The organism is Mycobacterium conspicuum, assembly GCF_010730195.1.
GTDB lineage: Bacteria > Actinomycetota > Actinomycetes > Mycobacteriales > Mycobacteriaceae > Mycobacterium > Mycobacterium conspicuum.
Window position 1 is genome coordinate 3,914,183 of record NZ_AP022613.1, and the last position, 20,519, is coordinate 3,934,701.

Below are 20,519 nucleotides of genomic sequence, written 5' to 3' on the forward strand. Positions count from 1 at the left end.
CTCACTCGGGCGGCGAAAGCCCGTCTTCTTGCTGCCTGTGCCGCACTTCGGATCTCAGATAGGCGATCAGCGCCCATACCCCGGTGAACAGCAAACCGATGAATCCCACGCCCGGGTACACGGCGAATCCGGCGAGCGCCGCCGCTTGTGCCGCCAGGTTCGCCCAGATCGCCCAGGGCCGGCGTTGCAGCCCGGTGAGCAGGATCAACAGCACGGCCAGCCCGATCAGATACCCCAGCGACACCGCGGTGAGCCCACCGCCGACCGCGCCAACCACCGGTATCGCGAGCAGCACCACGATCGCCTCGAGCAGCAGCGTCGCCGCCATCACCCCGCCGAAGCTCTTCCACGGGTCGGGTGTCGGGGGCGGGCCCTGGGTCACGCCGGGTCCCGCCCGAACAGCGTGCGGGCGGCCCCGGCCGTGACGACCGAGCCCGTGATGACGATCCCGGCGCCGGAAAGCACGGGACCCTCCCCCATGTCCTCCCCGAAGCCCTCCCCATCCGGCGTGTCGAGGGCGACATCGGCAGCTTCCTGGTCGACCAGCGCGGTGGCGGCGTCGATGGCGTCGGCCATGTTGTCGGCGGTGACCACCCGGTCCGGACCGAACAGCTGCTCTGCCGCCAACGCCAGCGACGCGACATCCAACGCCCGCGACGACCCGTTGTGCGTCACGACGACGAAATCGAACACCGGCTCCAACGCGGCCAGGATGCCATCGATGTCCTTGTCCGCCATCACGCTGACCACCCCGACCAGGGTGCGGAAGTCGAATTCGTCGGCCAGCGTCTGCGCCAGCGCGGCCGCGCCGGCCGGGTTGTGCGCGGCGTCGATGAACACGGTGGGCGCGCTGCGCAGGCGCTCCAGTCGGCCGGGGCTGACGACGGCGGCGAAGCCGGCCCGAACGGCGTCCACGTCGAGCTGTCGCTGGGCTCCGGCGCCAAAGAACGCCTCGACGGCGGCCAACGCCACCACCGCGTTGTGCGCCTGGTGTTCGCCGTGCAGCGGCAGGTAGACGTCGGAATACACCCCGCCCAGGCCCTGCAGCTGCAGCACCTGGCCACCGATCGCAACCTGCCGGCCCAGCACCGCGAACTCGGAATCCTCGCGGGCGACCGCGGCGTCGGCGCGCACGGTCTCGGCCAACAGCACCTCCATCGCCGCGGGCACCTGACGTGCGATGACCACGACGGTGTCCGGGGAACCCTCGACCGCGCGATGGATGATTCCGGCCTTCTCCCCCGCGATCCCGGCGATATCGGCGCCGAGGTATTCGACATGGTCGACGCTGATCGGGGTGATGACGGCCACCGGGGCGTTGATCACATTGGTGGCGTCCCAGCGCCCGCCCAGGCCCACCTCGACCACGGCGACGTCGACGGGCGCATCCGCGAACGCGGCGAACGCCATCGCGGTGAGGACCTCGAACTTGCTCATCGCCGGACCTCCGTCGGCCTGCGATTGCGCGTCGACCATCTGCACGAACGGCTCGATCTCGCGGTATGTCTCGACGTATCGCGCCGGGCTGATCGGGTGTCCGTCGATCGCGATGCGTTCCACGGCCGACTGCAGGTGCGGGCTGGTGGTCCGGCCGGTGCGCTGCTGCAGCGCGGTCACCAGCGCGTCGATCATCCGCGCCACCGAGGTTTTGCCGTTGGTGCCCGCGACGTGGATCGACGGGTAGGCCAGCTGCGGCGAGCCGAGCAGGTCCAGCAATGCGCTGATCCGGGTCAGGCTCGGCTCGATCTTGGTTTCCGGCCAGCGTTGGTCCAGCAGATGCTCGACCTGCAGCAGGGACGCGATCTCGTCCGGGGTGGGAACGTCCTCAGCCGGACTCGCCTCATAGGGATCGAAACTCACTGCAGCGCAGCCAGCCTGGCGGTGATCCGCTCGATTTCCTCCTGGGCCACCCGGTGGCGGTCGCGGATCTTGCCGACGACGGCGTCCGGCGCCTTGGCCAGAAACTCCGCGTTGTCCAGCTTCGCCGCGGTCGACGACAACTCCTTTTGCGCTGCGGCCAAGTCCTTTTCGAGGCGGCGACGCTCGGCGGCCACGTCGATGGTGCCCGAGGTGTCGAGTTCGACGACGTCGGTGCGGTCCGAGTTGGGACCGAGCCGGATCTCCAGGGACGCCGACGCGCGGAACTCGGGTCCCGGTGCGGTCAGCGAGGTCAGGGCCATCACCAGGGCGCTGAGCTGCCCGCCGCCGGCCAACTGGGCCGGAACCTTCTGCCGATCGGCCAAACCCTGGTCACTGCGGAAACGGCGGATCTCGGTGACCAGCTTCTGCGTTTCGCTGATCCGTTGCGCGGCAGCGGCATCCAGCGCGATACCCGATGGTTGGGGCCAATCGGCGATCACCAGCGACTCCTGCGCGGTCAGCGCCTGCCATAGCGCCTCGGTGACGAATGGGATCACCGGATGCAGCAGTCGCAACAGCGTGTCGAGTACCGCGGCCAGCACGGCGGTGGTGTGTGCGACCCCCTCGGCGAGTTGCACCTTCGCGAGTTCGACATACCAGTCGCAGAATTCGTCCCAGGTGAAGTGATACAGCGCCTCGCAGGCTCGGCTGAACTCGTAAACGTCGAAGGCCGAATCCACTTCGGCGCGAACTTCTTCCAGTCGTCCCAGGATCCAGCGGTCAGCGTCGGTCAGGTCGGCGACATCGGGCAGCGGTGCCGGGCTCGCGCCGTTGAGCAGCGCGAACCGGGTGGCATTGAACAGCTTGGTGACGAAATTGCGCGACGCCCGCACGGCGTCCTCGCCGACGGCCAGATCGCCGCCGGGGCTGGCACCGCGGGCCAGCGTGAATCGCAGCGCGTCGGCGCCGAACGTCTCAACCCAGTCCAGCGGGTCGATGACGTTTCCCTTGGACTTGCTCATCTTTCGACCGGACTCGTCGCGGATCAGCCCGTGCAGGAACACGTCGGTGAACGGCACCTGCGGTCCGCGGCGGCCGTCGAGCGTGATCGCGTCGTCGCCGCCGATGAAGGTGCCGAACATCATCATCCGCGCCACCCAGAAGAACAGGATGTCGTAGCCGGTCACCAAAACGCTTGTCGGATAGAACTTCTCCAGCTCCGGCGTCTTTTCCGGCCAGCCGAGCGTGGAGAACGGCCACAGCGCAGACGAAAACCAGGTGTCCAGCACGTCGGGGTCCTGTTCCCAGCCGTCCGGCGGCGTCTCATCCGGGCCCACGCAGACCCGCTCACCGTTGGGCCCGTACCAGATCGGGATGCGGTGGCCCCACCACAGCTGCCGCGAGATACACCAGTCGTGCATGTCGTCGACCCAGGCGAACCAACGCGGTTCCAGGCTGGCGGGGTGAATCACGGTGTCCCCGTTGCGCACCGCGTCGCCGGCGGCCTTGGCGAGCGATTCCACCCGCACCCACCATTGCAGCGACAGCCGTGGCTCGATCGGTTCGCCGCTGCGCTCGGAGTGTCCGACGCTGTGCTGGTAGGGGCGTTCCTCCTTGACGACGCGGCCCTGCGCGGCAAGGGCCTCGCGCACCGCGACCCGGGCATCGAATCGGTCCATGCCGTCGAATGGCGTTCCGGTCTCGACGATTCGGCCCTTGGTGTCCATGATCGAGATCATCGGCAACTGATGACGCAGCCCGATCTCGAAGTCATTCGGGTCGTGAGCGGGCGTGACTTTGACTGCGCCGGTGCCGAATTCGGGGTCGACGTGTTCGTCGGCGACGACGAGGAGCTGCCGGTCGATGAACGGGTGCGGCAGCGTGGTGCCGACCAGGTGGCGGTAGCGGTCGTCGTCGGGATGCACCGCGACCGCGGTGTCGCCCAGCATCGTCTCGACCCGGGTGGTGGCCACCACGATGTGCGGTTGCGAATCGTCGAGCGAGCCGTACCGAAACGACACCAGTTCGCCGTCGACGTCTTGGTAGCTGACCTCGAGGTCGGAGATCGCCGTCTCGAGCACCGGTGACCAGTTGACCAGTCGCTCGGCCTGATAGATCAGTCCGGCATCATAGAGCCTTTTGAAGATCGTTCGCACCGCTTGCGACAGGCCCTCGTCCATGGTGAACCGGTCGCGGCTCCAGTCCACGCCGTCGCCCAGCCGGCGCATCTGGCCGCCGATGGCGCCGCCGGACTCGTGCTTCCAGTCCCACACCTTTTCGACGAACAGCTCACGGCCGAAGTCCTCTTTGGTCTTGCCGTCGACGGCGAGCTGCTTTTCCACCACGCTCTGCGTCGCGATACCCGCATGGTCCATGCCCGGCTGCCACAGCACCTCGTAACCCTGCATCCGCTTGCGGCGGGTCAGGGCGTCCATCATGGTGTGCTCCAGCGCGTGGCCCATGTGCAGGCTGCCGGTGACGTTCGGCGGGGGCAGCACGATCGAATACGCCGGCTTGGCGCTGGACGCATCCGCGGCGAAATACCCAGCTTCCAGCCACCGCCGATAAATCTCGCTCTCCTGCGCCGCCGGGTCCCACGATTTGGGCAGGTCGGCGGCGGGGCGGTGGCTGGCGGCGGTCACCGGTCAATTCTAGGAACCGCCGCCGACGGGCGCGTAGCCGCCCGAAGCTCGGGCCGGGATCAGGGAATGGTGAGAACCTGCCCCGGGTAGATCAGGTCCGGGTTGGCGACGCCGCTGGCGTCGGCGATCACCTGGTACTTGTGGCCGTCGCCGTAGAAGTGCTCCGCGATGGACCACAACATATCGCCGGAGATGACGGTGTACGTCCGTGCGGGCTCGGGCGCCTCCTCGGTGGAACCGGTGGCTTCGGTGCCGTCCACGGCGGGCGCGTCGGCGGTGCCCGATTCAGATTCGGGCGACGGCGGGGAGTCGGTCTCGGTGTGCGTCGACCAGGCCGGTCCGTCGGCGGCATAGAGCACCAGGTTGCGGTCGTCCTGAAGCACCAGCCTGACGCCCTTTTTGCCCCTGGTGTCGGTGTGCCAGACGGGTTTGTCGGCCGCGTAGAGGACGAAGTTGCCGTCGTTCTGCACTTCGGCGCGGACCACGTCCTGGCCATTGGTCGACGTGTCCCACAGGGCCTGACCGCGGGACGCCAGCACCAGGTTGCCGTCGTCTTGCAGGGTGAGCGTGTAGGCCCCGTTGTTCGAGGCGATCGACTCGCCCCGGACTAGCTTTTGTCCTTCGGTAAGCGTGTCCGACATGGTTTGTCCTCTCGATCCCTTCTCGATCCCTGTCACTACTGCTTATTCGTGCCGGCGTGACCCTCTCGATGCGTATGGGCACTCCAAATAGGTTGCAGTGCAGGCTAATTCCTGCCTCCCCAACGGGGCGGCAGGATGCCGCCCAGACCGCCAATGGTCTCCTCGTTCTCTGCGCGGTTGTGGTCTGCTCGCCGCCGGGGCTGAGCCGCTTCGCCGATATACGCCAACACCATTGCGGCGGCAATTGCTTGGGCAGGTCGCGCCTGCTGTCCGTCGCTCTCGCCGGCGGCGGATTCGTCGGCTCCGAGCCTGTTGGCGATGTCGATATCTTCAAGACCGGCCATCGGTGTCCACCCTTGCCGCTGGATTGTTGGCCGCTTACGACACTAGACCCCCGGGGTCGCCTCCGAAAGGCGCAATTGCATTGAGGGTCAATCCAATTGCTCGGTCTGCAGTGACACACCGGCGGCTGGGAAACGGGCCAGCAGCGCGTCGCCCATTGCGGAGGCGGGAGTGAGTACGCCACGGAGCTCGGAGAGCTTGTCGCGGTCGAGCGCCAGCGCAAGACCACACTCGCCCAGCAGGACCGAGGTCGCCTTGTACCCGGGATCGCCGTCCTGCGCCATCCGTGCGACGTACCGGGCGCCGCTGGTCGTGGTGGTGTAGGTCTCGGTGCGGTAGTAGCCGCGCTCTCGGGCCGCCGCACTCGGGCCCGTCCCGGGTTTGGGAACGACACGCTCCACCAGCCCGCGCGGGAGTAGCCGGAAATAGCGGCTGCCGAGCCCAGACATCGCGTTGCCGACACCGGAGACGACCGCCGACGCCACCGGCGCCGCGATCGAGGACCCCAGGCTCATGCTTTCGCTATAGCGGAACCGTTGGCCGTACGCCCAGTCCAGTAGCGCGTTGCTGCGGCGCACGATTCGGGTGTTGGTCGGCGCCATCATGAATCCCGCCGTCCACACACCGGACAGCTCCGGCGCGATCTGACGACCACGCCGCCACGGCAGGTCGGGCTGGGCACCCAGTTCGGGTTCGGCGCCCCGGTCGGGGGTCAGCGTGTAGGGGTCGGCGAACTGCCGACGCATGTCGGGATCGCTGGATACGGTGCGCAGCACTTCCAGCAGCGAAGCGATGGTGCCCCCGGACAGTCCGCCCGACATGGAGCGCACCACGAAGTCAGTGTCGAGAAGCTCGCCGGCGCCGGATTCACGGGCCGCGCGGTAGAGCGCGTAGACACTCAGATCCGAAGGGATGGAGTCGAATCCGCACGCGTGCACGATGCGGGCCCCGGTGTCGACGGCCTGCTTGTGGTGGAGGTCGATGCTGCGGCGGATGAACGGCGGTTCGCCGGTCAGGTCGGCGTAGTCGGTGCCCGCACCCGCGCACGCCGCCACCAGCTGCAGCCCGTAGCGCGTGTAGGGCCCCACGGTGGTGACGACGACCCGCGTCCGCGCGGCCATCTCGTCCAGCGTGGACGGCGATGCGGCATCCGCGGCTATCAGCGACCAGGACCGCGCCGATTCACCGAGGGTGTCGCGAACGGCGCTCAGGCGTTCGGTGGAGCGACCGGCCAGGGCGATCCGCGCATCGCCGCCGGCCTGGGCAAGGTAATCAGCGGTCAGCTTCCCGACGAAACCCGTTGCCCCGTACAAGACGATGTCGAACTCACGCGGTGGTGCGGTCACCGGGCCGACGCTACTCCCCAGGGGGCCCCTAGGGTCACAGTCGAACCGGCCCCACAGACGGAAAAGTGCCGGGCCGAATGGCCCGGCACTTTCCGTATCGCGGTTGATCAGCCGCGGCGGCCGCAGACCGGCCAGGCGCCGATGCCCTGCGAATGCAGGACGTTCTCGGCCACCCGGATCTGCTCCTCACGGCTGGCGCCGGCCGGCGACCCGGAGCCGCCGTTGGCCCGCCAGGTGCTGGGCGTGAACTGCAGGCCACCGGAGTAGCCGTTGCCGGTGCTGATGCCCCAGTTACCGCCGGACTCGCACTGCGCGATCGCGTCCCAGTTGACGCTGTACGCGTGGTGAACCGGCGGAGGCGGAGGAACGTTCGGGTCGCCCGGCGGAGGAACGTTCGGGTCGCCCGGAGGCGGCGGCGCGTCCGGCGGCGGGGGAACGTTCGGGTCGAAGCCGACCGGCGCCGCCGGCGGCGGCGGCGGAGGCGGAGCGTCCGGCGGCGGGGGCGGCAGGTTCGGGTCGAAGCCGGCCGGCGCGGCAGGTGGCGGCGCGGCGTCCGGGGCCGGAGGCGGCGGGGGCTGATTCGGGTCGAAACCCATCGGGGCCGGCGGCGCGGCGTTGGGGTCAACGCCGGGCGCATCCGCGTGGGCGGTTGCGATGCCGGGCACAGTCACCAGCGTGCCGGTGACCGCGGCGACGATGAGCGTCTTTCGGACGTTCTTCAACAGTGTTCCTTTCGCGGTGCGCGCGCGCCTAAGCCAGCCCACGAGGTGTGGGTTGGTTGCTTTGTCCGTGCGGGATTGCTGCTGTAGGGGCGTGCCATCTCGTTCTGGCACGACAGCGGGGGTCAGAACTGCCCGGCGATCTGCCATCGCCGGCCGCGGCGGCTCGTCACGCGTTAGCCGTCCGCGCCCCCGCTCACACGCGGGTCCGTGGATTCAATTTTTTTGCCCGGGTTGGCCGGGCTATGTACGGACGCTACGAGACCGGAATCAATTCGTCACATTGAACGAAGGGGCGTTTCGCTTCTATAACGGTCCGATCACGGCGCGGTCGCGGAATGGTCATTGCAGGTCAGCAGCGCATTCTCAGGGCGAGATAATGTTTCGGCTATACGACATAATCGTGACTCGAATCACGGCCATTTTGTGACGTGAGCCACGGATTTTTGCCGGGCGTTTTCATGCCCATCGGCGCTGGGAGGGTCCGCGAGCGGCTTCGGGGCCCGCGTCGCCGCGCGTCGAGCAGACGCGGCCGCACCCGCTCGGTCATCCAAATGCCGGGCTTGACAAGATATTTGATCGACAGCCAGAACGAGGCAGCAGCAAACATCGCCACGGGCACGGCGACCGCCGTCGACCCGGCGGCACGCATCAATATCGTTTGCCACAAACAATTATTGGCAGAGGACAGGCGTCAAATCACCACTGCCGCAACACAATACGGCTCCGCACGATCCGAGAGCTCGCAGCCATTCTTAAAGCGGGCATCTAAAACTCCAGGACGCCGTAATCCCGGAATCAAATCACGCAAATACTGCTCGGCAAATTACGCCGTATTACACTGCCCGTCGAAAAAGCCGGACTACGCCAGGGTCTGTAGATCGGCGACCGTGTTGACGTTGGTCAGGGGCCGGGAATCCGACAACACGATCTGTTGAGCATCCGAAGCATCGATCAAGGCGCTCATTCGGCGCTCCCCGGCCGCGACCAGCCGATCAACCCGGTCGGCCAGATCGGTGCGGTACACCGCCGCCAGGAAGTGGCTGCGACCGTCCCACGGCGAAACCACCTCGGCGTTGGTCGCCACGGCCAGGCGCACCAGCTCGTCGATCAAATCCGGTGTCACCAGCGGCATGTCGACGGCGCAGACGAATGCGAGCCGGGCACCGGCTTCGGCGGCGGCGCGCAACCCGCGCCCGGTCGCCGGCAGCGGCCCCTGGGACCGTGACTCGTCGCGGATGATGCGGGCGGCCTCGAGTGCGGGCAGCGGCTGGCCTTGAGCCGCCATCACGAAGACCGGCTCGCAGCGCTGGCCGATGATCCCGACCACGTGTTCCACCATGGTGGTGCTGCCGCCGGGCACCCGCAGGGTGGCCTTGTCGCGGCCCATGCGCCGCGATTCGCCTCCGGCCACCACGACACCGGCAAGTGAGTCAGACATGTCGGCTATGTTAGTCGACGGTCCAGGTGTCACGCCCACGCAAAAGCGATTGCAGCGCAGCGGAATCCGACGCGGTCGAGGACTGCGCGGTGTGCACCTGAGAACGGGCCGCGTCGTCGTAGGTGGGCCGGCTGATGTGCCGGAAGATGCCCATCACCGTGTGGTCGAGGTTCTGGTCGGACAGCCGCGACAGCGCGAATGCGTAGGCCGCGTCGTCGCTGTGCGCGTCGTGCACGACGATCTCCTCGACCGCGACGTCGGCGGTCTTGGCCACCTCCAGGCTGAAGCCGGACCGCACCACGCAGTAGTCGCCGTTGGTGCCGAACACGATCGGCTCGCCGTGGCGGACTTTGATCACCCGCTCCTCGGCGCCCTCCTTGCGCAGCGCGTCGAACGAGCCGTCGTTGAAAATCGGGCAGTCCTGCAGGATTTCGACCACCGCGGCACCACGATGCTCGGCCGCGGCGCGCAGCACCTCGGTCAGCCCGGCGCGGTCGGAGTCCAGCGCGCGGCCGACGAAGGTCGCCTCGGCGCCCAGCGCCAGCGACACCGGGTTGAACGGGTGGTCCAGCGAGCCCATCGGTGTGGACTTGGTGATCTTGCCGACCTCTGAGGTCGGCGAGTACTGGCCCTTGGTGAGCCCGTAGATCCGGTTGTTGAACAGCAGGATCGTGATGTTGACGTTGCGGCGCAGCGCGTGGATCAGGTGATTGCCGCCGATGGACAGCGAATCGCCGTCGCCGGTGACCACCCATACCGACAGGTCGTCGCGGGCCAGCGCCAAACCGGTGGCGATGGCCGGCGCGCGGCCGTGAATCGAGTGGAAGCCGTAGGTCTCCAGGTAGTACGGGAAGCGGCTGGAGCAGCCGATGCCGCTGACGAACACGATGTTCTCGCGACGTAGCCCGAGTTCGGGCAGGAAGTTGCGGATCGTGTTGAGGATGACGTAGTCACCGCAGCCGGGGCACCAGCGGACCTCTTGGTCACTGGTGAAGTCTTTGCCCTTGAGTTGCTCGTCGGTCGTCGGCACGCCGTCGTGCTTGGTCAACCCCGGTGTCAATCCCAGGTCCTTGCCCGCCAGATCGCCTATCCGGCCCGTCATGCGTTCGCTCCCACCGTCGCTGCCGCCATTCTGGCAACCATCGCCTTGTCTCGCTCGATTTCGGCCAGCGTGCCGCCCAGCGCGGCGCGTATGACGCGCCCGATCTCGTCCGCCAGGAACGAGACGCCTTGGACCTTGCTGACCGACTGGACGTCGACCAGGTACTTGCCGCGCAGGACCAGGGCCAGCTGGCCCAGGTTCATCTCGGGGCACACCACCTGCGGGTATCGCCGCAGCACGTCGCCCAGGTTCTTGGGGAAGGGGCTGAGGTGCCGCAGATGGGCGTGCGCGACCTTGATGCCCTTGCGCCGCGCGCGCCGGCAGGCCTCACCGATCGGGCCGTAGGTGCTGCCCCAGCCGATCAGCAGCAGCTCGGCGTCTCCGGTCGGGTCGTCGACCTCGAGATCGGGCACGCTGATCCCGTCGATCTTGGCCTGACGTATCCGAACCATCAGGTCGTGGTTGATGGGGTCGTAGGAGATGTCGCCGGAGCCGTTGGCCGCCTCCAACCCGCCGATGCGGTGTTCCAGGCCGGGGGTGCCCGGGACGGCGAATTGGCGAGCCAGCGTCTCGGGGTCACGCGCGTAGGGCTCGAAGGGCTCGTCCGGTGTGGCGATCTTGTGCGTGATCGGCGGCAGGTCGCTGACGTCGGGGATGCGCCACGGCTCCGAGCCGTTGGCGATCGAGCCGTCGGACAGCACGATCACCGGGGTCTGGTACGACAGCGCGATGCGCACCGCCTCGAGCGCGGTCTGGAAGCAGTCGGACGGCGACCGCGGCGCCAGCACGGACACCGGCGACTCGCCGTTGCGCCCGTAAAGCACCTGCAGCAGGTCGGCCTGCTCGGTCTTGGTGGGCAGGCCGGTCGACGGCCCGCCCCGCTGCACGTCGATGACGATCAGCGGCAACTCGGTCATCACCGCGAGCCCGAGCGCCTCGGACTTCAGCGAGATGCCCGGGCCCGACGTGCTGGTGACGCCCAGCGCGCCGCCGTAGGAGGCGCCGATGGCGGCGCAGATGCCGCCGATCTCGTCCTCCGCCTGGAAGGTGATCACGTTGAAGTTCTTGTGCTTGGACAGTTCGTGCAGGATGTCCGACGCCGGCGTGATCGGGTAGCTGCCGAGCACTACCGGAATGTTGGCCAGCTGGCCGGCCGCGACGATGCCGTAGGCCAGCGCGGTGTTGCCGGAGATCTGGCGGTATTCGCCGGCCGGCAAGGAGGCCTTGGACACCTCGTAGGTGGTGCCGAACGCCTCGGTGGTTTCGCCGTAGTTCCAGCCCGCCTTGAGGGCGAGGACGTTGGCCTCGGCGACGTCGGGCTTGCGGACGAACTTCTCCCGGATGAAGTTCTCGCTGGCCTGGATTGGTCGTCCGTACATCCAGGACAGCAGGCCCAGCGCGAACATGTTCTTGGCGCGCTGGCCGTCTTTCTTGGATGCGCCGATGGCCTCCACGGCGCCCAGGGTGAGGGTGGTCATCGGGACCGAGTGCACGACGTATTCCTCGAGCTCGTCGGTCTCCAGCGGGTTGGTTACATAACCCACCTTCGTCAGGTTGCGCTTGGTGAACTCATCGGCGTTCGCGATCACCATGCCGCCGCGCGGCAGGTCGCGGATGTTGGCCTTCAGCGCCGCCGGGTTCATGGCGACCAGCACGTCCGGCCGGTCACCGGCGGTCAGGATGTCATAGTCGGCGATCTGAATCTGGAAAGACGAGACGCCCGGCAGGGTGCCTGCAGGGGCCCGGATCTCGGCGGGGTAATTCGGCTGGGTGGCCAGGTCGTTGCCGAAAAGCGCTGCCTCCGAGGTGAATCGGTCGCCGGTCAGCTGCATCCCGTCGCCGGAGTCTCCGGCGAATCGGATGACGACATTTTCCAGGCGCTGCCGCTCTGACCCGGCACTTGGCACACCGGTATGAGACTCTGACCCGGCTTCGCTGCCATTCGGATCCACGTCTTTGCCTTCTATCTGTCTTAAGGACACGCACGCCGCGCTGCAAATTCAGGTTAACGCGCCGTCGGAGTAAGTCCCCCGCCTTCAGGTTTCATGTCACTGGCGGTACCGATTATGGCACTTTTCGGCGGGGTGCATGGCCCTGCCCGAGCCCCGCCGACACCTCTATTTAGCTGGTAAAACAACTCCCGTCCGAGGGGTGGGATCGACCGCCGACCAAAACTGTGGTATTGGTCACTTTCGCCGAAACGCGATGCGGCTAGGCGCTCTTGTCGCGGCGCTCGCTGCGGGACGGCTTGCGCGGCACGATCGTCGGCAGCACGTTGTCCTGCACGGTCTCCTTGGTGACCACCACTTTGGCGACGTCGTCGCGGCTCGGGATGTCATACATCACGGGCAGCAAGACCTCTTCCATGATGGCGCGCAAGCCCCGGGCACCGGTGCCGCGGTGGATCGCCTGATCGGCGATGGCTTCCAGCGCGTCGTCGGTGAACTCCAGCTCGACGCCGTCCATCTCGAACAGCCGGGTGTACTGCTTGACCAAAGCGTTCTTCGGCTCGGACAGGATCTTGACCAACGACTCCATGTCCAAGTTGGTGACCGAAGCCACCACCGGAAGGCGCCCGATGAATTCGGGGATCAAGCCGAACTTGATCAGGTCCTCGGGCATCACGTCGGCGAAGTGGTCGGTGGTGTCGATCTCGGCCTTGGAGCGCACCTCGGCTCCAAAACCCAAGCCGCGCTTGCCAACCCGCTCGTAGATGATCTTCTCCAAGCCGGCGAAGGCACCCGCGACGATGAACAGCACATTGGTGGTGTCGATCTGGATGAACTCCTGGTGCGGGTGCTTGCGGCCGCCCTGCGGGGGAACCGACGCCTGGGTTCCCTCCAGGATCTTCAGCAGCGCCTGCTGCACGCCCTCGCCGGACACGTCGCGGGTGATCGACGGGTTCTCGCTCTTGCGCGCGATCTTGTCGACCTCGTCGATGTAGATGATGCCGGTCTCGGCGCGCTTGACGTCGTAGTCGGCGGCCTGGATGAGTTTGAGCAGGATGTTCTCGACGTCTTCGCCGACGTACCCGGCCTCGGTCAGCGCGGTGGCGTCGGCGATGGCGAACGGCACGTTGAGCATCTTGGCCAGCGTCTGGGCCAGGTAGGTCTTGCCGCAGCCGGTGGGCCCGAGCATCAAGATGTTGGACTTGGTCAGCTCCACCGGCTCGCAGCGCGAGTCGCGGCCCTTCTCGCCGGCCTGAATCCGCTTGTAGTGGTTGTAGACCGCGACGGCCAGCGTCCGCTTGGCGGTGTCCTGCCCGATGACATACCCCTCGAGGAATTCGCGGATCTCGGCGGGCTTGGGCAGTTCGTCGAGCTTGACGTCGTCGGCGTCGGCGAGTTCCTCTTCGATGATCTCGTTACACAGGTCGATGCACTCATCGCAGATGTACACACCGGGTCCGGCAATGAGCTTCTTGACCTGCTTCTGGCTCTTCCCGCAGAACGAGCACTTCAGCAGATCACCTCCGTCTCCAATGCGCGCCATGATGCTTCAGGGCCTACTTCCCTAGTCGTTCCTGCTTCGCCGTATATCGCGGTAAGTCTTGCCGTGCCACGTGTAATCTCCGACGCTACCCGCTTTCTCGGGCCCGATGCGACCGTTCGCGCCGAATCGCGTCGTTGGTATTCGTGGGTGAGCAGTGCCTGCCTGTGTGAAAGAACATATAGCCAGACGGGGCCCGGCACTGGTTGAGACGCGCAATCCGTGTCTTTGGCGTGTCGCGGCTGTGACGCGACCGAGGCACATGGGCCGGTATCGCGCGCGCAATCACCCTAGATTGGTTCTGTGGGATCGGCGTTCACTTGCGAATCCCCGCTGATCAGCGATGGCGGCCTGGCCACCGAGCTCGAAGCGCGCGGGCACGACCTGTCCGACCCGCTGTGGTCGGCGCGACTGCTGGCCGATGCGCCCCAGGAGATCACCGCGGTGCATGCCGCGTACTTTCGCGCCGGTGCCTCGATCGCGACAACCGCCAGCTATCAGGCCTCGTTCGACGGATTCGCGGCCCGCGGCGTCGGCCGCGACGAGGTCGTCGTGCTGTTGCGCCGCAGCGTCGAACTGGCCAAGGCGGCACGCGACGAGGTCGGCGCGCGCGACGCGTGGGTGGCGGCCTCGGTCGGTCCGTACGGTGCGGCGCTGGCCGACGGGTCCGAATACCGTGGCCGCTACGGCCTTTCGGTGGCGGAGTTGGCCCGCTGGCACCGACCCCGGCTGGAGGCACTGGCCGCGGCCGGAGCCGACGTGCTCGCGCTGGAAACCGTGCCGGATGTCGACGAGGCCGAGGCCCTGGTCGAGCTCGTCCAAGCCGTCGGCGTACCCGCTTGGCTCAGCTACACCATCGAGGGCGAGCGCACCCGCGCCGGCCAGCCGCTAAAAGACGCGTTCGCGGTGGCCGCCGGGGTCGACGAGATCGTCGCGGTCGGCGTCAATTGCTGCGCGCCCGACGACGTGCTGCCCGCGATTGGCTTGGCTCGTGCTTCAGACAAACCGGTGATCGTCTACCCCAACAGCGGCGAGACGTGGGCCGGCGGCGCCTGGACCGGTGACCGCCGATTTTCGGCCGGGCTCGCCCGACAATGGCTGGCCGCGGGGGCGCGCATCATCGGCGGATGCTGCCGCGTGGGGCCCGCGGACATTGCCCGCATTGCCGAACTAGCGGCCTAGGGCCCGCGAGCGTAACCGGGCTGCGATTCCCGGTTCGAATTTTCGCAGTGTGGTTACGCTCGCGAACAGCAACCGCTAGGCGGTCTGGGCGGACAGCTTGCGGTACTCGAGCACCGTGTCGATGATCCCGTAATCCTTGGCCTCTTCGGCGGTCAGGATCTTGTCCCGGTCGGTGTCCTTGCGGATTACCGAGGCGTCCTTGCCGGTGTGGCGGGCCAGCGTCGTCTCCATCAGCGTGCGCATCCGCTCGATCTCGGCGGCCTGGATCTCCAGATCGGAGAACTGGCCCTGGATCACGCCGGACAGCGACGGCTGGTGGATCAGCACCCGCGCGTTGGGCAGCGCCATCCGCTTGCCCGGTGTTCCGGCGGCCAGCAGCACGGCGGCGGCCGAGGCGGCCTGACCCAGGCACACCGTCTGGATGTCGGCCCGCACGTACTGCATCGTGTCGTAGATGGCCATCAGCGAGGTGAACCCGCCGCCGGGTGAGTTGATGTACATCGTGATGTCACGGTCGGGGTCCAACGACTCCAGCACCAGCAGCTGCGCCATGATGTCGTTCGCCGACGCGTCATCGACCTGGACACCGAGGAAGATGATGCGTTCCTCGAACAGCTTGTTGTAGGGGTTGGACTCCTTGACGCCGAAGCTCGAGTGCTCGATGAACGACGGCAGGATGTAGCGCGCCTGGGGCTGGGTTTCGGGGTTCACTGGGCTTCTCCATTACTGATGTGGGCGGCGCGGGTGATGATGTGGTCGACGAAGCCGTACTCGAGGGCTTCCTGGGCGGTGAACCAGCGGTCGCGGTCGGAATCCGCCTCGATGCGTTCGATCGGCTGGCCGGTGAATTCGGCGTTGAGGCGGAACATCTCCTTCTTGATGACGGCGAATTGCTCGGCCTGGATGGCGATGTCGGCCGCGCTGCCCGTCACCCCGCCCAGCGGCTGGTGCATCAGGATGCGCGCGTGCGGCAGCGCGAAGCGCTTGCCCTTGGTGCCCGCCGCCAACAGGAACTCGCCCATCGAGGCGGCCATGCCCATCGCGTAGGTGGCGATGTCGCACGGCGCCAGCACCATGGTGTCGTAGATCGCCATGCCGGCGCTGATCGATCCGCCCGGGGAGTTGATGTAGAGGTTGATGTCCTTGTCGGAGTCCTCGGCGGCGAGCAGCAGAATCTGCGCGCACAACCGGTTGGCGACCTCGTCGTTCACCTCCGAGCCCAGGAAGATGATGCGCTCGGACAGCAAGCGCTCATAGACCGAGTCGGTGAGGTTGAGACCCAACGAGTTCGAACGCATGTCACTCACGACAGGATTACCTGCTTTCTTTCAGTTCTGTATGCACGACACTAACCAACCGAGCCCACTGTGTGCTCCCCGCGCACGCCGGAATTGGGCGCGTTCGCTCACAGCGTCATGCCTGGGGTGTCTGCGCCTCGACCTCTGCGGCTTCTTCGCCCTCGTCGGCGTCAGTGGCGTCGGTGTCGTCGGCGTCGGCTTCGGTTGATCCACCGCGCCGGCCGAAGAACTCACTGGTGTCGATCGTGTTGCCGTCCGTGTCGCTCACGGTGGCCGCCTCGACGACCGCGGCCACGGTCAACCCCCGCCGGACGTCAGCGAACATCGCCGGCAGCTGGTTGTTCTCCTGCAGATAGGTGAACAGCTGCTGCGGCTCGATGCCGTATTGCCGCGACGTCATCAACAGCCGTTCGGTCAGGTCCTCCTGACCGACCTGGATATCCAGGTCGTCGGCCAACGCGTCGAGCACCAACTGCCGCTTGACGTCCTTTTCCGCGGCGCTGCGCGCCTCGGCCTCGAACTCCTCGCGCGACGAACCTCGCGCGGCCAGCACCTCGGAGAACCTGGCCTCGTCGTGGTCCAGGCCGTGCAGGGCGTTGTGAATCGCGCCGTCGAACTGGGCCTGCACGATCGCTTCCGGCAGCGGCACCTCGACCTGCTCGAGCAACGCGTCCAGCGTGGCGCTTTGAATCTCCTCGGCCTGCCGGGCCCGCTTGAGCGTGCCCACCCGCTCGCGCAGGCTGTCCCGCAGCTCGTCGATGGTGTCGAACTCGCTGGCCAACTGCGCGAACTCGTCGTCGGCCTCGGGCAGTTCGCGCTCCTTGATCGAGCGGACGGTGACGGTGACCTCGGCGTCCTGGCCGGCGTGTGCGCCGGTCGCCAGCTGCGCGGTGAAGACCTTGGACTCGTCGATGGACAACCCGAGGAGCGCGTCGTCGAGACCTTCGATGAGCCGGCCGGAGCCCACCTCGTGGGACATGCCCTCGGCGCGGGCGCCGGGCACATCCTCGCCGTCGGCGGTGGCGGACAAATCGATCGTGACGACGTCCCCGTCAGCCACCGGCCGATCCACCTCGCTCAGGCTGCCGAACCGGGCGCGCAGGGACTGCAGTTCGGCCTCGACGTCGTCGTCGGTGACCTCGATCGGATCCACGGAGACGGTCAGCGCGTGCAGATCCGGCAGGGTCATCTTCGGCCGCACGTCGACCTCGGCGGTGAACGCCAGGTCCTGCCCGTACTCCTTCTTGGTCACGTCGATCTCGGGCTGGCCCAGCGGGTGCACCTCGGTCTCGGCCACCGCCTGCCCGTAGCGGCTGGGAAGCGCCGCGTTGATGACTTCCTCGATGATCGCCGCCCGGCCGACGCGGGCCTCCAGCAGCTTCGCGGGCGCCTTGCCGGGCCGGAACCCGGGCACCCGTACCTGCTTGGCCAGCTCTTTGTACGCCTGCTGAAAGTCGGGCTCGAGCTCGGAGAACGGCACCTCCACATTGAGGCGCACCCGGGTGGGGCTCAACTGCTCGACACTGGTCTTCACGGCGTGTGCTCCTTGTTACTTGTTGCTAGGTCGGTGCCCCGGAGGGCGGTTGTGCGGCGTGTGCTGGTCGGGGTGACAGGATTTGAACCTGCGGCCTTCCGCTCCCAAAGCGGATGCGCTACCAAGCTGCGCTACACCCCGCGCTGACCTCGCGATCCTACGGCCAGGCGGCATTTACCTTCGCAGCGACCTCAGACCTCACGGAGCGGTCACCAAACAGACTCGATTAGATTTGATCTCCCCCGCCACGTACAGTCTGGCTCGACGAATAGTTTGCGGGCGTAGCTCAATGGTAGAGCCCTAGTCTTCCAAACTAGCTACGCGGGTTCGATTCCCGTCGCCCGCTCGGGCTAGCCTCGGGCTTGGACCCGGGCTAGGACAGTGTGCTCGGCAGAAAGGCGCCGTGACCGACGCATGACCGCCATCGACATGAGTGCCAGCAGTGCCATTCGTGGCACGTGCGCGTCTGATTTCGCGGGAGTGCACGAAGCTTTCGAGCGGAACTTCGAGCTCGGCAAAGAGGTCGGCGCCGCCGTCGCGGTGTGGGTGGACGGGAAGCTCGTCGTCAACCTGTGGGGCGGCTCGGCTGACGCCGCCGGTACCCGACCCTGGCAACAGGACACCCTGACCACCGTGCTGTCCGGCACCAAGGGCCTGTCCGCCACCTGCGTGCACCAACTGGCCGACCTCGGCGAGCTGGACCTGCACGCCCCCGTGGAGCGCTATTGGCCGGAGTTCGGGCAGGCGGGCAAGCAGGACATCACCCTGGCCATGGTGATGAGCCACCGCTCGGGCGTGATCGGGCCACGCACCCGGATGAGCTGGGAGAGGGTCGCCGACTGGGATTTCGTCTGCGAGCAGCTCGCGGCCGCCGAGCCGTGGTGGGAGCCAGGCACCGCGCAGGGCTATCACATGACCACGTTTGGCTTCATCGTCGGCGAGGTGTTCCGCCGGGTGACGGGGCGCACCATCGGTCAGTACCTGCGCAGCGAGATCGCCGAACCGCTCGGCGCCGACGTCCACATCGGCTTGTCGCCGGCCGAACAGCGCCGCTGCGCGGAGCGGGTGAACAAGCCGCACGCCCGCGACCTGCTGGCCGACGTGCACGCCCCCGGCTACCCGACCAGCCTGGCCGAACACCCGAAGGCCGCGCTGTCGATCTCGATGGGATTCGCCCCCGACGACGAACTGGGCTCCCACGACCTGACGCTGTGGCGCCAACTGGAGTTCCCCGGCACCAACGGACAGGTGTCGGCGCTGGGATTGGCGACGTTCTACAACGCGCTGGCCCAGGAGAAGCTGCTCAGCCGCCGCCACATGGACTTGGTCCGGGTGCCCCAGGGCGGCTTGGAGCCCGACCTGGTGCTGGGGCCCAGGGTGGCCGACCACGGCTGGGGACTGGGCTACATGCTCAACCAGCGTTGCGTCAACGGACCGAACCCGCGGATCTTCGGACATGGCGGCCTGGGCGGCTCGTTCGGGTTTGTCGACCTGGAACATCGCATCGGCTATGCGTATGTCGCGAACCACTTCGACGCCACCAAGGCCAACGCGGACCCTCGCAGCCTCGCCCTCAGCAACGAGGTCTACCGGGCGCTGGGCGTACCGACGAAATAACAGGCACCACAACTCACCTCTGGCAATTACTGCACCAGAACACATTTCGGCCCTCGAGCACGGACGTGCTGATCGTTGTCGAGCACACCCGGCATGGTTCGCCGGCGCGCCGATACACATACGTGCGTGGCCGGTCCGGCAGATATGACGGCGGACCATGATCGTGCTCGGGGCGCACCACAACGATCTTGCCCCGGCGCAAGCCCACCTTCATCAGCGCGACCAAATCGGCCCACGCCGCGTCGAATTCGGCTGCACCGATCCCCCGGCCCGGCCGGAACGGATCGATGCGGTGCCGAAACAGCAACTCGCTGCGGTAGACGTTGCCCACGCCGGCCATCACGGTCTGATCCATGACGAGGGCACCAATGGGCCTGCGGGACTTGGCGATCCGTGCCCAGGCCCACGACGGATCCGCGTCGTTGCGCAACGGGTCGGGTCCGAGCTTGGCCACGACGTCGCTCACGCGGGCTTCGTCGATCACCTCGCACACCGTCGGGCCGCGCAGATCGGTGCCGTAATCCGCGCCGACCATCCGCATGCGCACCTGGCCGACCGCGTCCGGCAGCGGCGGGTGGGGCCATTCGGTGAAGGCGCCGTAGAGGCCGAGATGGACGTGCACGATCGGGCCGCCGGCGTAGTGGTGGAACAGGTGCTTGCCCCAGACGCTGGTGCGTCGCAGCACCCGGCCGTCGACCATGGCTGCCTCGGGCCCGAATCGGCCCTGCGGGCTGGATACCGCGACGGGTGCGCCGGCGAAGCGACGCTGGTGCAGCCGGGCCAGCCGATGCAGCGTGTGCCCTTCGGGCAAGAGAGTCCTTAGGCCTGCGCGCCGGGGACCGGCGGCGCGTCGTGGGTGCGTTCGTACTCGGCGAGAATGTCGATACGCCGTTGGTGGCGTTCGGCTTTCGAGAACGGCGTGTTGACGAAGGCATCGACGAAGGTCAGCGCCTCGGCGACGGTGTGCATGCGCCCGCCGATCCCGATCAGCTGGGCGTTGTTGTGTTCGCGGGCCAGCGTCGCGGTCTCCACGCTCCAGGCCAGCGCGCAGCGCGCCCCGGGCACCTTGTTGGCGGCGATCTGCTCGCCGTTGCCCGATCCTCCGATCACGATGCCGAGGCTGTCGGTGTCGGCGACCGTGCGGGTCGCCGCGTCGATGCAGAACGCCGGATAGTCGTCCTCGGCGTCGTAGGTGAATGCGCCGCAGTCGACCGGCTCGTGGCCCGACTTCTTCAGGTGCTCAATGATCTGTTGCTTGAGTTCGAAGCCGGCGTGGTCAGACCCCAGGTAGACGCGCACGCCAGAC

The 20,519-nt window shown here is 67.2% G+C and carries 19 protein-coding genes and 2 tRNA genes; 3 read left to right on the forward strand and 18 right to left on the reverse strand.

What is annotated here, in order from left to right; all coding sequences use genetic code 11:
- Nucleotide 1: 1 nt before the first annotated feature.
- The 12 genes from G6N66_RS17995 to clpX form a co-directional block, all read right to left on the reverse strand.
- The gene (locus G6N66_RS17995) at nucleotides 2-328 is read right to left on the reverse strand and encodes a DUF4233 domain-containing protein (protein ID WP_085232637.1); all 327 of its coding nucleotides are present in this window, start codon (nucleotides 326-328) and stop codon (nucleotides 2-4) included.
- Nucleotides 329-378: 50 nt separating this feature from the next.
- A complete protein-coding gene (gene folC, locus G6N66_RS18000; protein WP_085232600.1) occupies nucleotides 379-1,860 on the reverse strand; it encodes a bifunctional tetrahydrofolate synthase/dihydrofolate synthase in 1,482 nt (493 codons plus the stop codon).
- Nucleotides 1,857-4,502 (reverse strand): valine--tRNA ligase, encoded by a 2,646-nt coding sequence (locus tag G6N66_RS18005; RefSeq protein ID WP_085232601.1) that lies wholly within the window; start codon nucleotides 4,500-4,502, stop codon nucleotides 1,857-1,859. Before G6N66_RS18005 ends, folC begins: the two co-directional genes overlap by 4 nt.
- Before the next feature lie 59 nt (nucleotides 4,503-4,561).
- Nucleotides 4,562-5,143: a LysM peptidoglycan-binding domain-containing protein gene (locus tag G6N66_RS18010; RefSeq protein WP_085232602.1), complete on the reverse strand. Its 582-nt coding sequence runs from the start codon at nucleotides 5,141-5,143 to the stop codon at nucleotides 4,562-4,564.
- A 104-nt stretch (nucleotides 5,144-5,247) separates the two neighbouring features.
- A complete protein-coding gene (locus tag G6N66_RS18015) occupies nucleotides 5,248-5,487 on the reverse strand; it encodes a hypothetical protein (RefSeq protein ID WP_139825162.1) in 240 nt (79 codons plus the stop codon).
- Between the two features lie 87 nt (nucleotides 5,488-5,574).
- Nucleotides 5,575-6,831 (reverse strand): saccharopine dehydrogenase family protein, encoded by a 1,257-nt coding sequence (locus G6N66_RS18020; protein ID WP_085232603.1) that lies wholly within the window; start codon nucleotides 6,829-6,831, stop codon nucleotides 5,575-5,577.
- Nucleotides 6,832-6,938: 107 nt separating this feature from the next.
- Nucleotides 6,939-7,553, reverse strand: a complete 615-nt coding sequence (locus tag G6N66_RS18025; RefSeq protein WP_085232604.1) for a transglycosylase family protein — start codon at nucleotides 7,551-7,553, stop codon at nucleotides 6,939-6,941.
- A gap of 385 nt (nucleotides 7,554-7,938) precedes the next feature.
- A complete protein-coding gene (locus tag G6N66_RS18030) occupies nucleotides 7,939-8,202 on the reverse strand; it encodes a hypothetical protein (RefSeq protein WP_085232605.1) in 264 nt (87 codons plus the stop codon).
- Nucleotides 8,203-8,412: 210 nt separating this feature from the next.
- Entirely contained in the window at nucleotides 8,413-8,991 is a 579-nt protein-coding gene (gene mobA / locus G6N66_RS18035) for a molybdenum cofactor guanylyltransferase (RefSeq protein ID WP_085232606.1), read from the reverse strand.
- A 10-nt stretch (nucleotides 8,992-9,001) separates the two neighbouring features.
- Nucleotides 9,002-10,093: a 2-oxoacid:ferredoxin oxidoreductase subunit beta gene (locus tag G6N66_RS18040; RefSeq protein WP_085232607.1), complete on the reverse strand. Its 1,092-nt coding sequence runs from the start codon at nucleotides 10,091-10,093 to the stop codon at nucleotides 9,002-9,004.
- Complete coding sequence (locus G6N66_RS18045; RefSeq protein ID WP_139825163.1) at nucleotides 10,090-12,045, reverse strand: 2-oxoacid:acceptor oxidoreductase subunit alpha; 1,956 nt, start codon at nucleotides 12,043-12,045, stop codon at nucleotides 10,090-10,092. The genes G6N66_RS18040 and G6N66_RS18045 overlap by 4 nt, the downstream gene beginning before the upstream one ends.
- A 259-nt stretch (nucleotides 12,046-12,304) precedes the next feature.
- Complete coding sequence (gene clpX / locus G6N66_RS18050) at nucleotides 12,305-13,585, reverse strand: ATP-dependent Clp protease ATP-binding subunit ClpX (RefSeq protein WP_085232608.1); 1,281 nt, start codon at nucleotides 13,583-13,585, stop codon at nucleotides 12,305-12,307.
- Between the two features lie 300 nt (nucleotides 13,586-13,885).
- Here clpX and mmuM point away from each other — a divergent pair, with 300 nt between their 5' ends.
- The gene (gene mmuM, locus G6N66_RS18055; RefSeq protein ID WP_085232609.1) at nucleotides 13,886-14,764 is read left to right on the forward strand and encodes a homocysteine S-methyltransferase; all 879 of its coding nucleotides are present in this window, start codon (nucleotides 13,886-13,888) and stop codon (nucleotides 14,762-14,764) included.
- 75 nt (nucleotides 14,765-14,839) lie between these two features.
- Here mmuM and clpP2 read toward each other — a convergent pair whose 3' ends face one another.
- The 4 genes from clpP2 to G6N66_RS18075 all read right to left on the reverse strand — a co-directional run bounded on the left by clpP2 (nucleotide 14,840) and on the right by G6N66_RS18075 (nucleotide 17,737).
- Entirely contained in the window at nucleotides 14,840-15,475 is a 636-nt protein-coding gene (clpP2, locus tag G6N66_RS18060; protein WP_067007947.1) for an ATP-dependent CLP protease proteolytic subunit ClpP2, read from the reverse strand.
- Nucleotides 15,472-16,062: an ATP-dependent CLP protease proteolytic subunit ClpP1 gene (gene clpP1, locus G6N66_RS18065; protein ID WP_085232610.1), complete on the reverse strand. Its 591-nt coding sequence runs from the start codon at nucleotides 16,060-16,062 to the stop codon at nucleotides 15,472-15,474. The genes clpP2 and clpP1 overlap by 4 nt, the downstream gene beginning before the upstream one ends.
- A gap of 115 nt (nucleotides 16,063-16,177) precedes the next feature.
- Nucleotides 16,178-17,596, reverse strand: a complete 1,419-nt coding sequence (gene tig, locus G6N66_RS18070) for a trigger factor (RefSeq protein WP_085232611.1) — start codon at nucleotides 17,594-17,596, stop codon at nucleotides 16,178-16,180.
- Nucleotides 17,597-17,660: 64 nt separating this feature from the next.
- Nucleotides 17,661-17,737 (reverse strand) — tRNA-Pro (locus tag G6N66_RS18075).
- A 134-nt stretch (nucleotides 17,738-17,871) separates the two neighbouring features.
- Here G6N66_RS18075 and G6N66_RS18080 point away from each other — a divergent pair.
- Nucleotides 17,872-17,942, forward strand: a tRNA-Gly gene (locus tag G6N66_RS18080).
- A gap of 83 nt (nucleotides 17,943-18,025) precedes the next feature.
- A complete protein-coding gene (locus tag G6N66_RS18085) occupies nucleotides 18,026-19,213 on the forward strand; it encodes a serine hydrolase domain-containing protein (protein WP_139825169.1) in 1,188 nt (395 codons plus the stop codon).
- Nucleotides 19,214-19,226: 13 nt separating this feature from the next.
- Here the strand turns inward: G6N66_RS18085 and G6N66_RS18090 are convergent, their stop codons facing one another.
- A complete protein-coding gene (locus G6N66_RS18090) occupies nucleotides 19,227-20,024 on the reverse strand; it encodes an Fpg/Nei family DNA glycosylase (RefSeq protein ID WP_085232613.1) in 798 nt (265 codons plus the stop codon).
- Between the two features lie 8 nt (nucleotides 20,025-20,032).
- Entirely contained in the window at nucleotides 20,033-20,512 is a 480-nt protein-coding gene (locus G6N66_RS18095) for a ribose-5-phosphate isomerase (RefSeq protein ID WP_085232639.1), read from the reverse strand.
- Nucleotides 20,513-20,519: the final 7 nt, after the last annotated feature.

Excerpts from the sequence above, each read along its gene's own strand:
- G6N66_RS18030 (WP_085232605.1), bottom strand. The coding sequence starts at position 8,202 with ATGCGTGCCGCCGGGTCGACGGCGGTCGCCGTGCCCGTGGCGATGTTT.
- G6N66_RS18015 (WP_139825162.1), bottom strand. The coding sequence starts at position 5,487 with ATGGCCGGTCTTGAAGATATCGACATCGCCAACAGGCTCGGAGCCGAC.
- G6N66_RS18085 (WP_139825169.1), top strand. The coding sequence starts at position 18,026 with ATGAGTGCCAGCAGTGCCATTCGTGGCACGTGCGCGTCTGATTTCGCG.
- mobA (WP_085232606.1), bottom strand. The coding sequence starts at position 8,991 with ATGTCTGACTCACTTGCCGGTGTCGTGGTGGCCGGAGGCGAATCGCGG.
- clpP1 (WP_085232610.1), bottom strand. The coding sequence starts at position 16,062 with ATGCGTTCGAACTCGTTGGGTCTCAACCTCACCGACTCGGTCTATGAG.
- clpX (WP_085232608.1), bottom strand. The coding sequence starts at position 13,585 with ATGGCGCGCATTGGAGACGGAGGTGATCTGCTGAAGTGCTCGTTCTGC.
- G6N66_RS17995 (WP_085232637.1), bottom strand. The coding sequence starts at position 328 with ATGGCGGCGACGCTGCTGCTCGAGGCGATCGTGGTGCTGCTCGCGATA.
- G6N66_RS18040 (WP_085232607.1), bottom strand. The coding sequence starts at position 10,093 with ATGACGGGCCGGATAGGCGATCTGGCGGGCAAGGACCTGGGATTGACA.
- G6N66_RS18010 (WP_085232602.1), bottom strand. The coding sequence starts at position 5,143 with ATGTCGGACACGCTTACCGAAGGACAAAAGCTAGTCCGGGGCGAGTCG.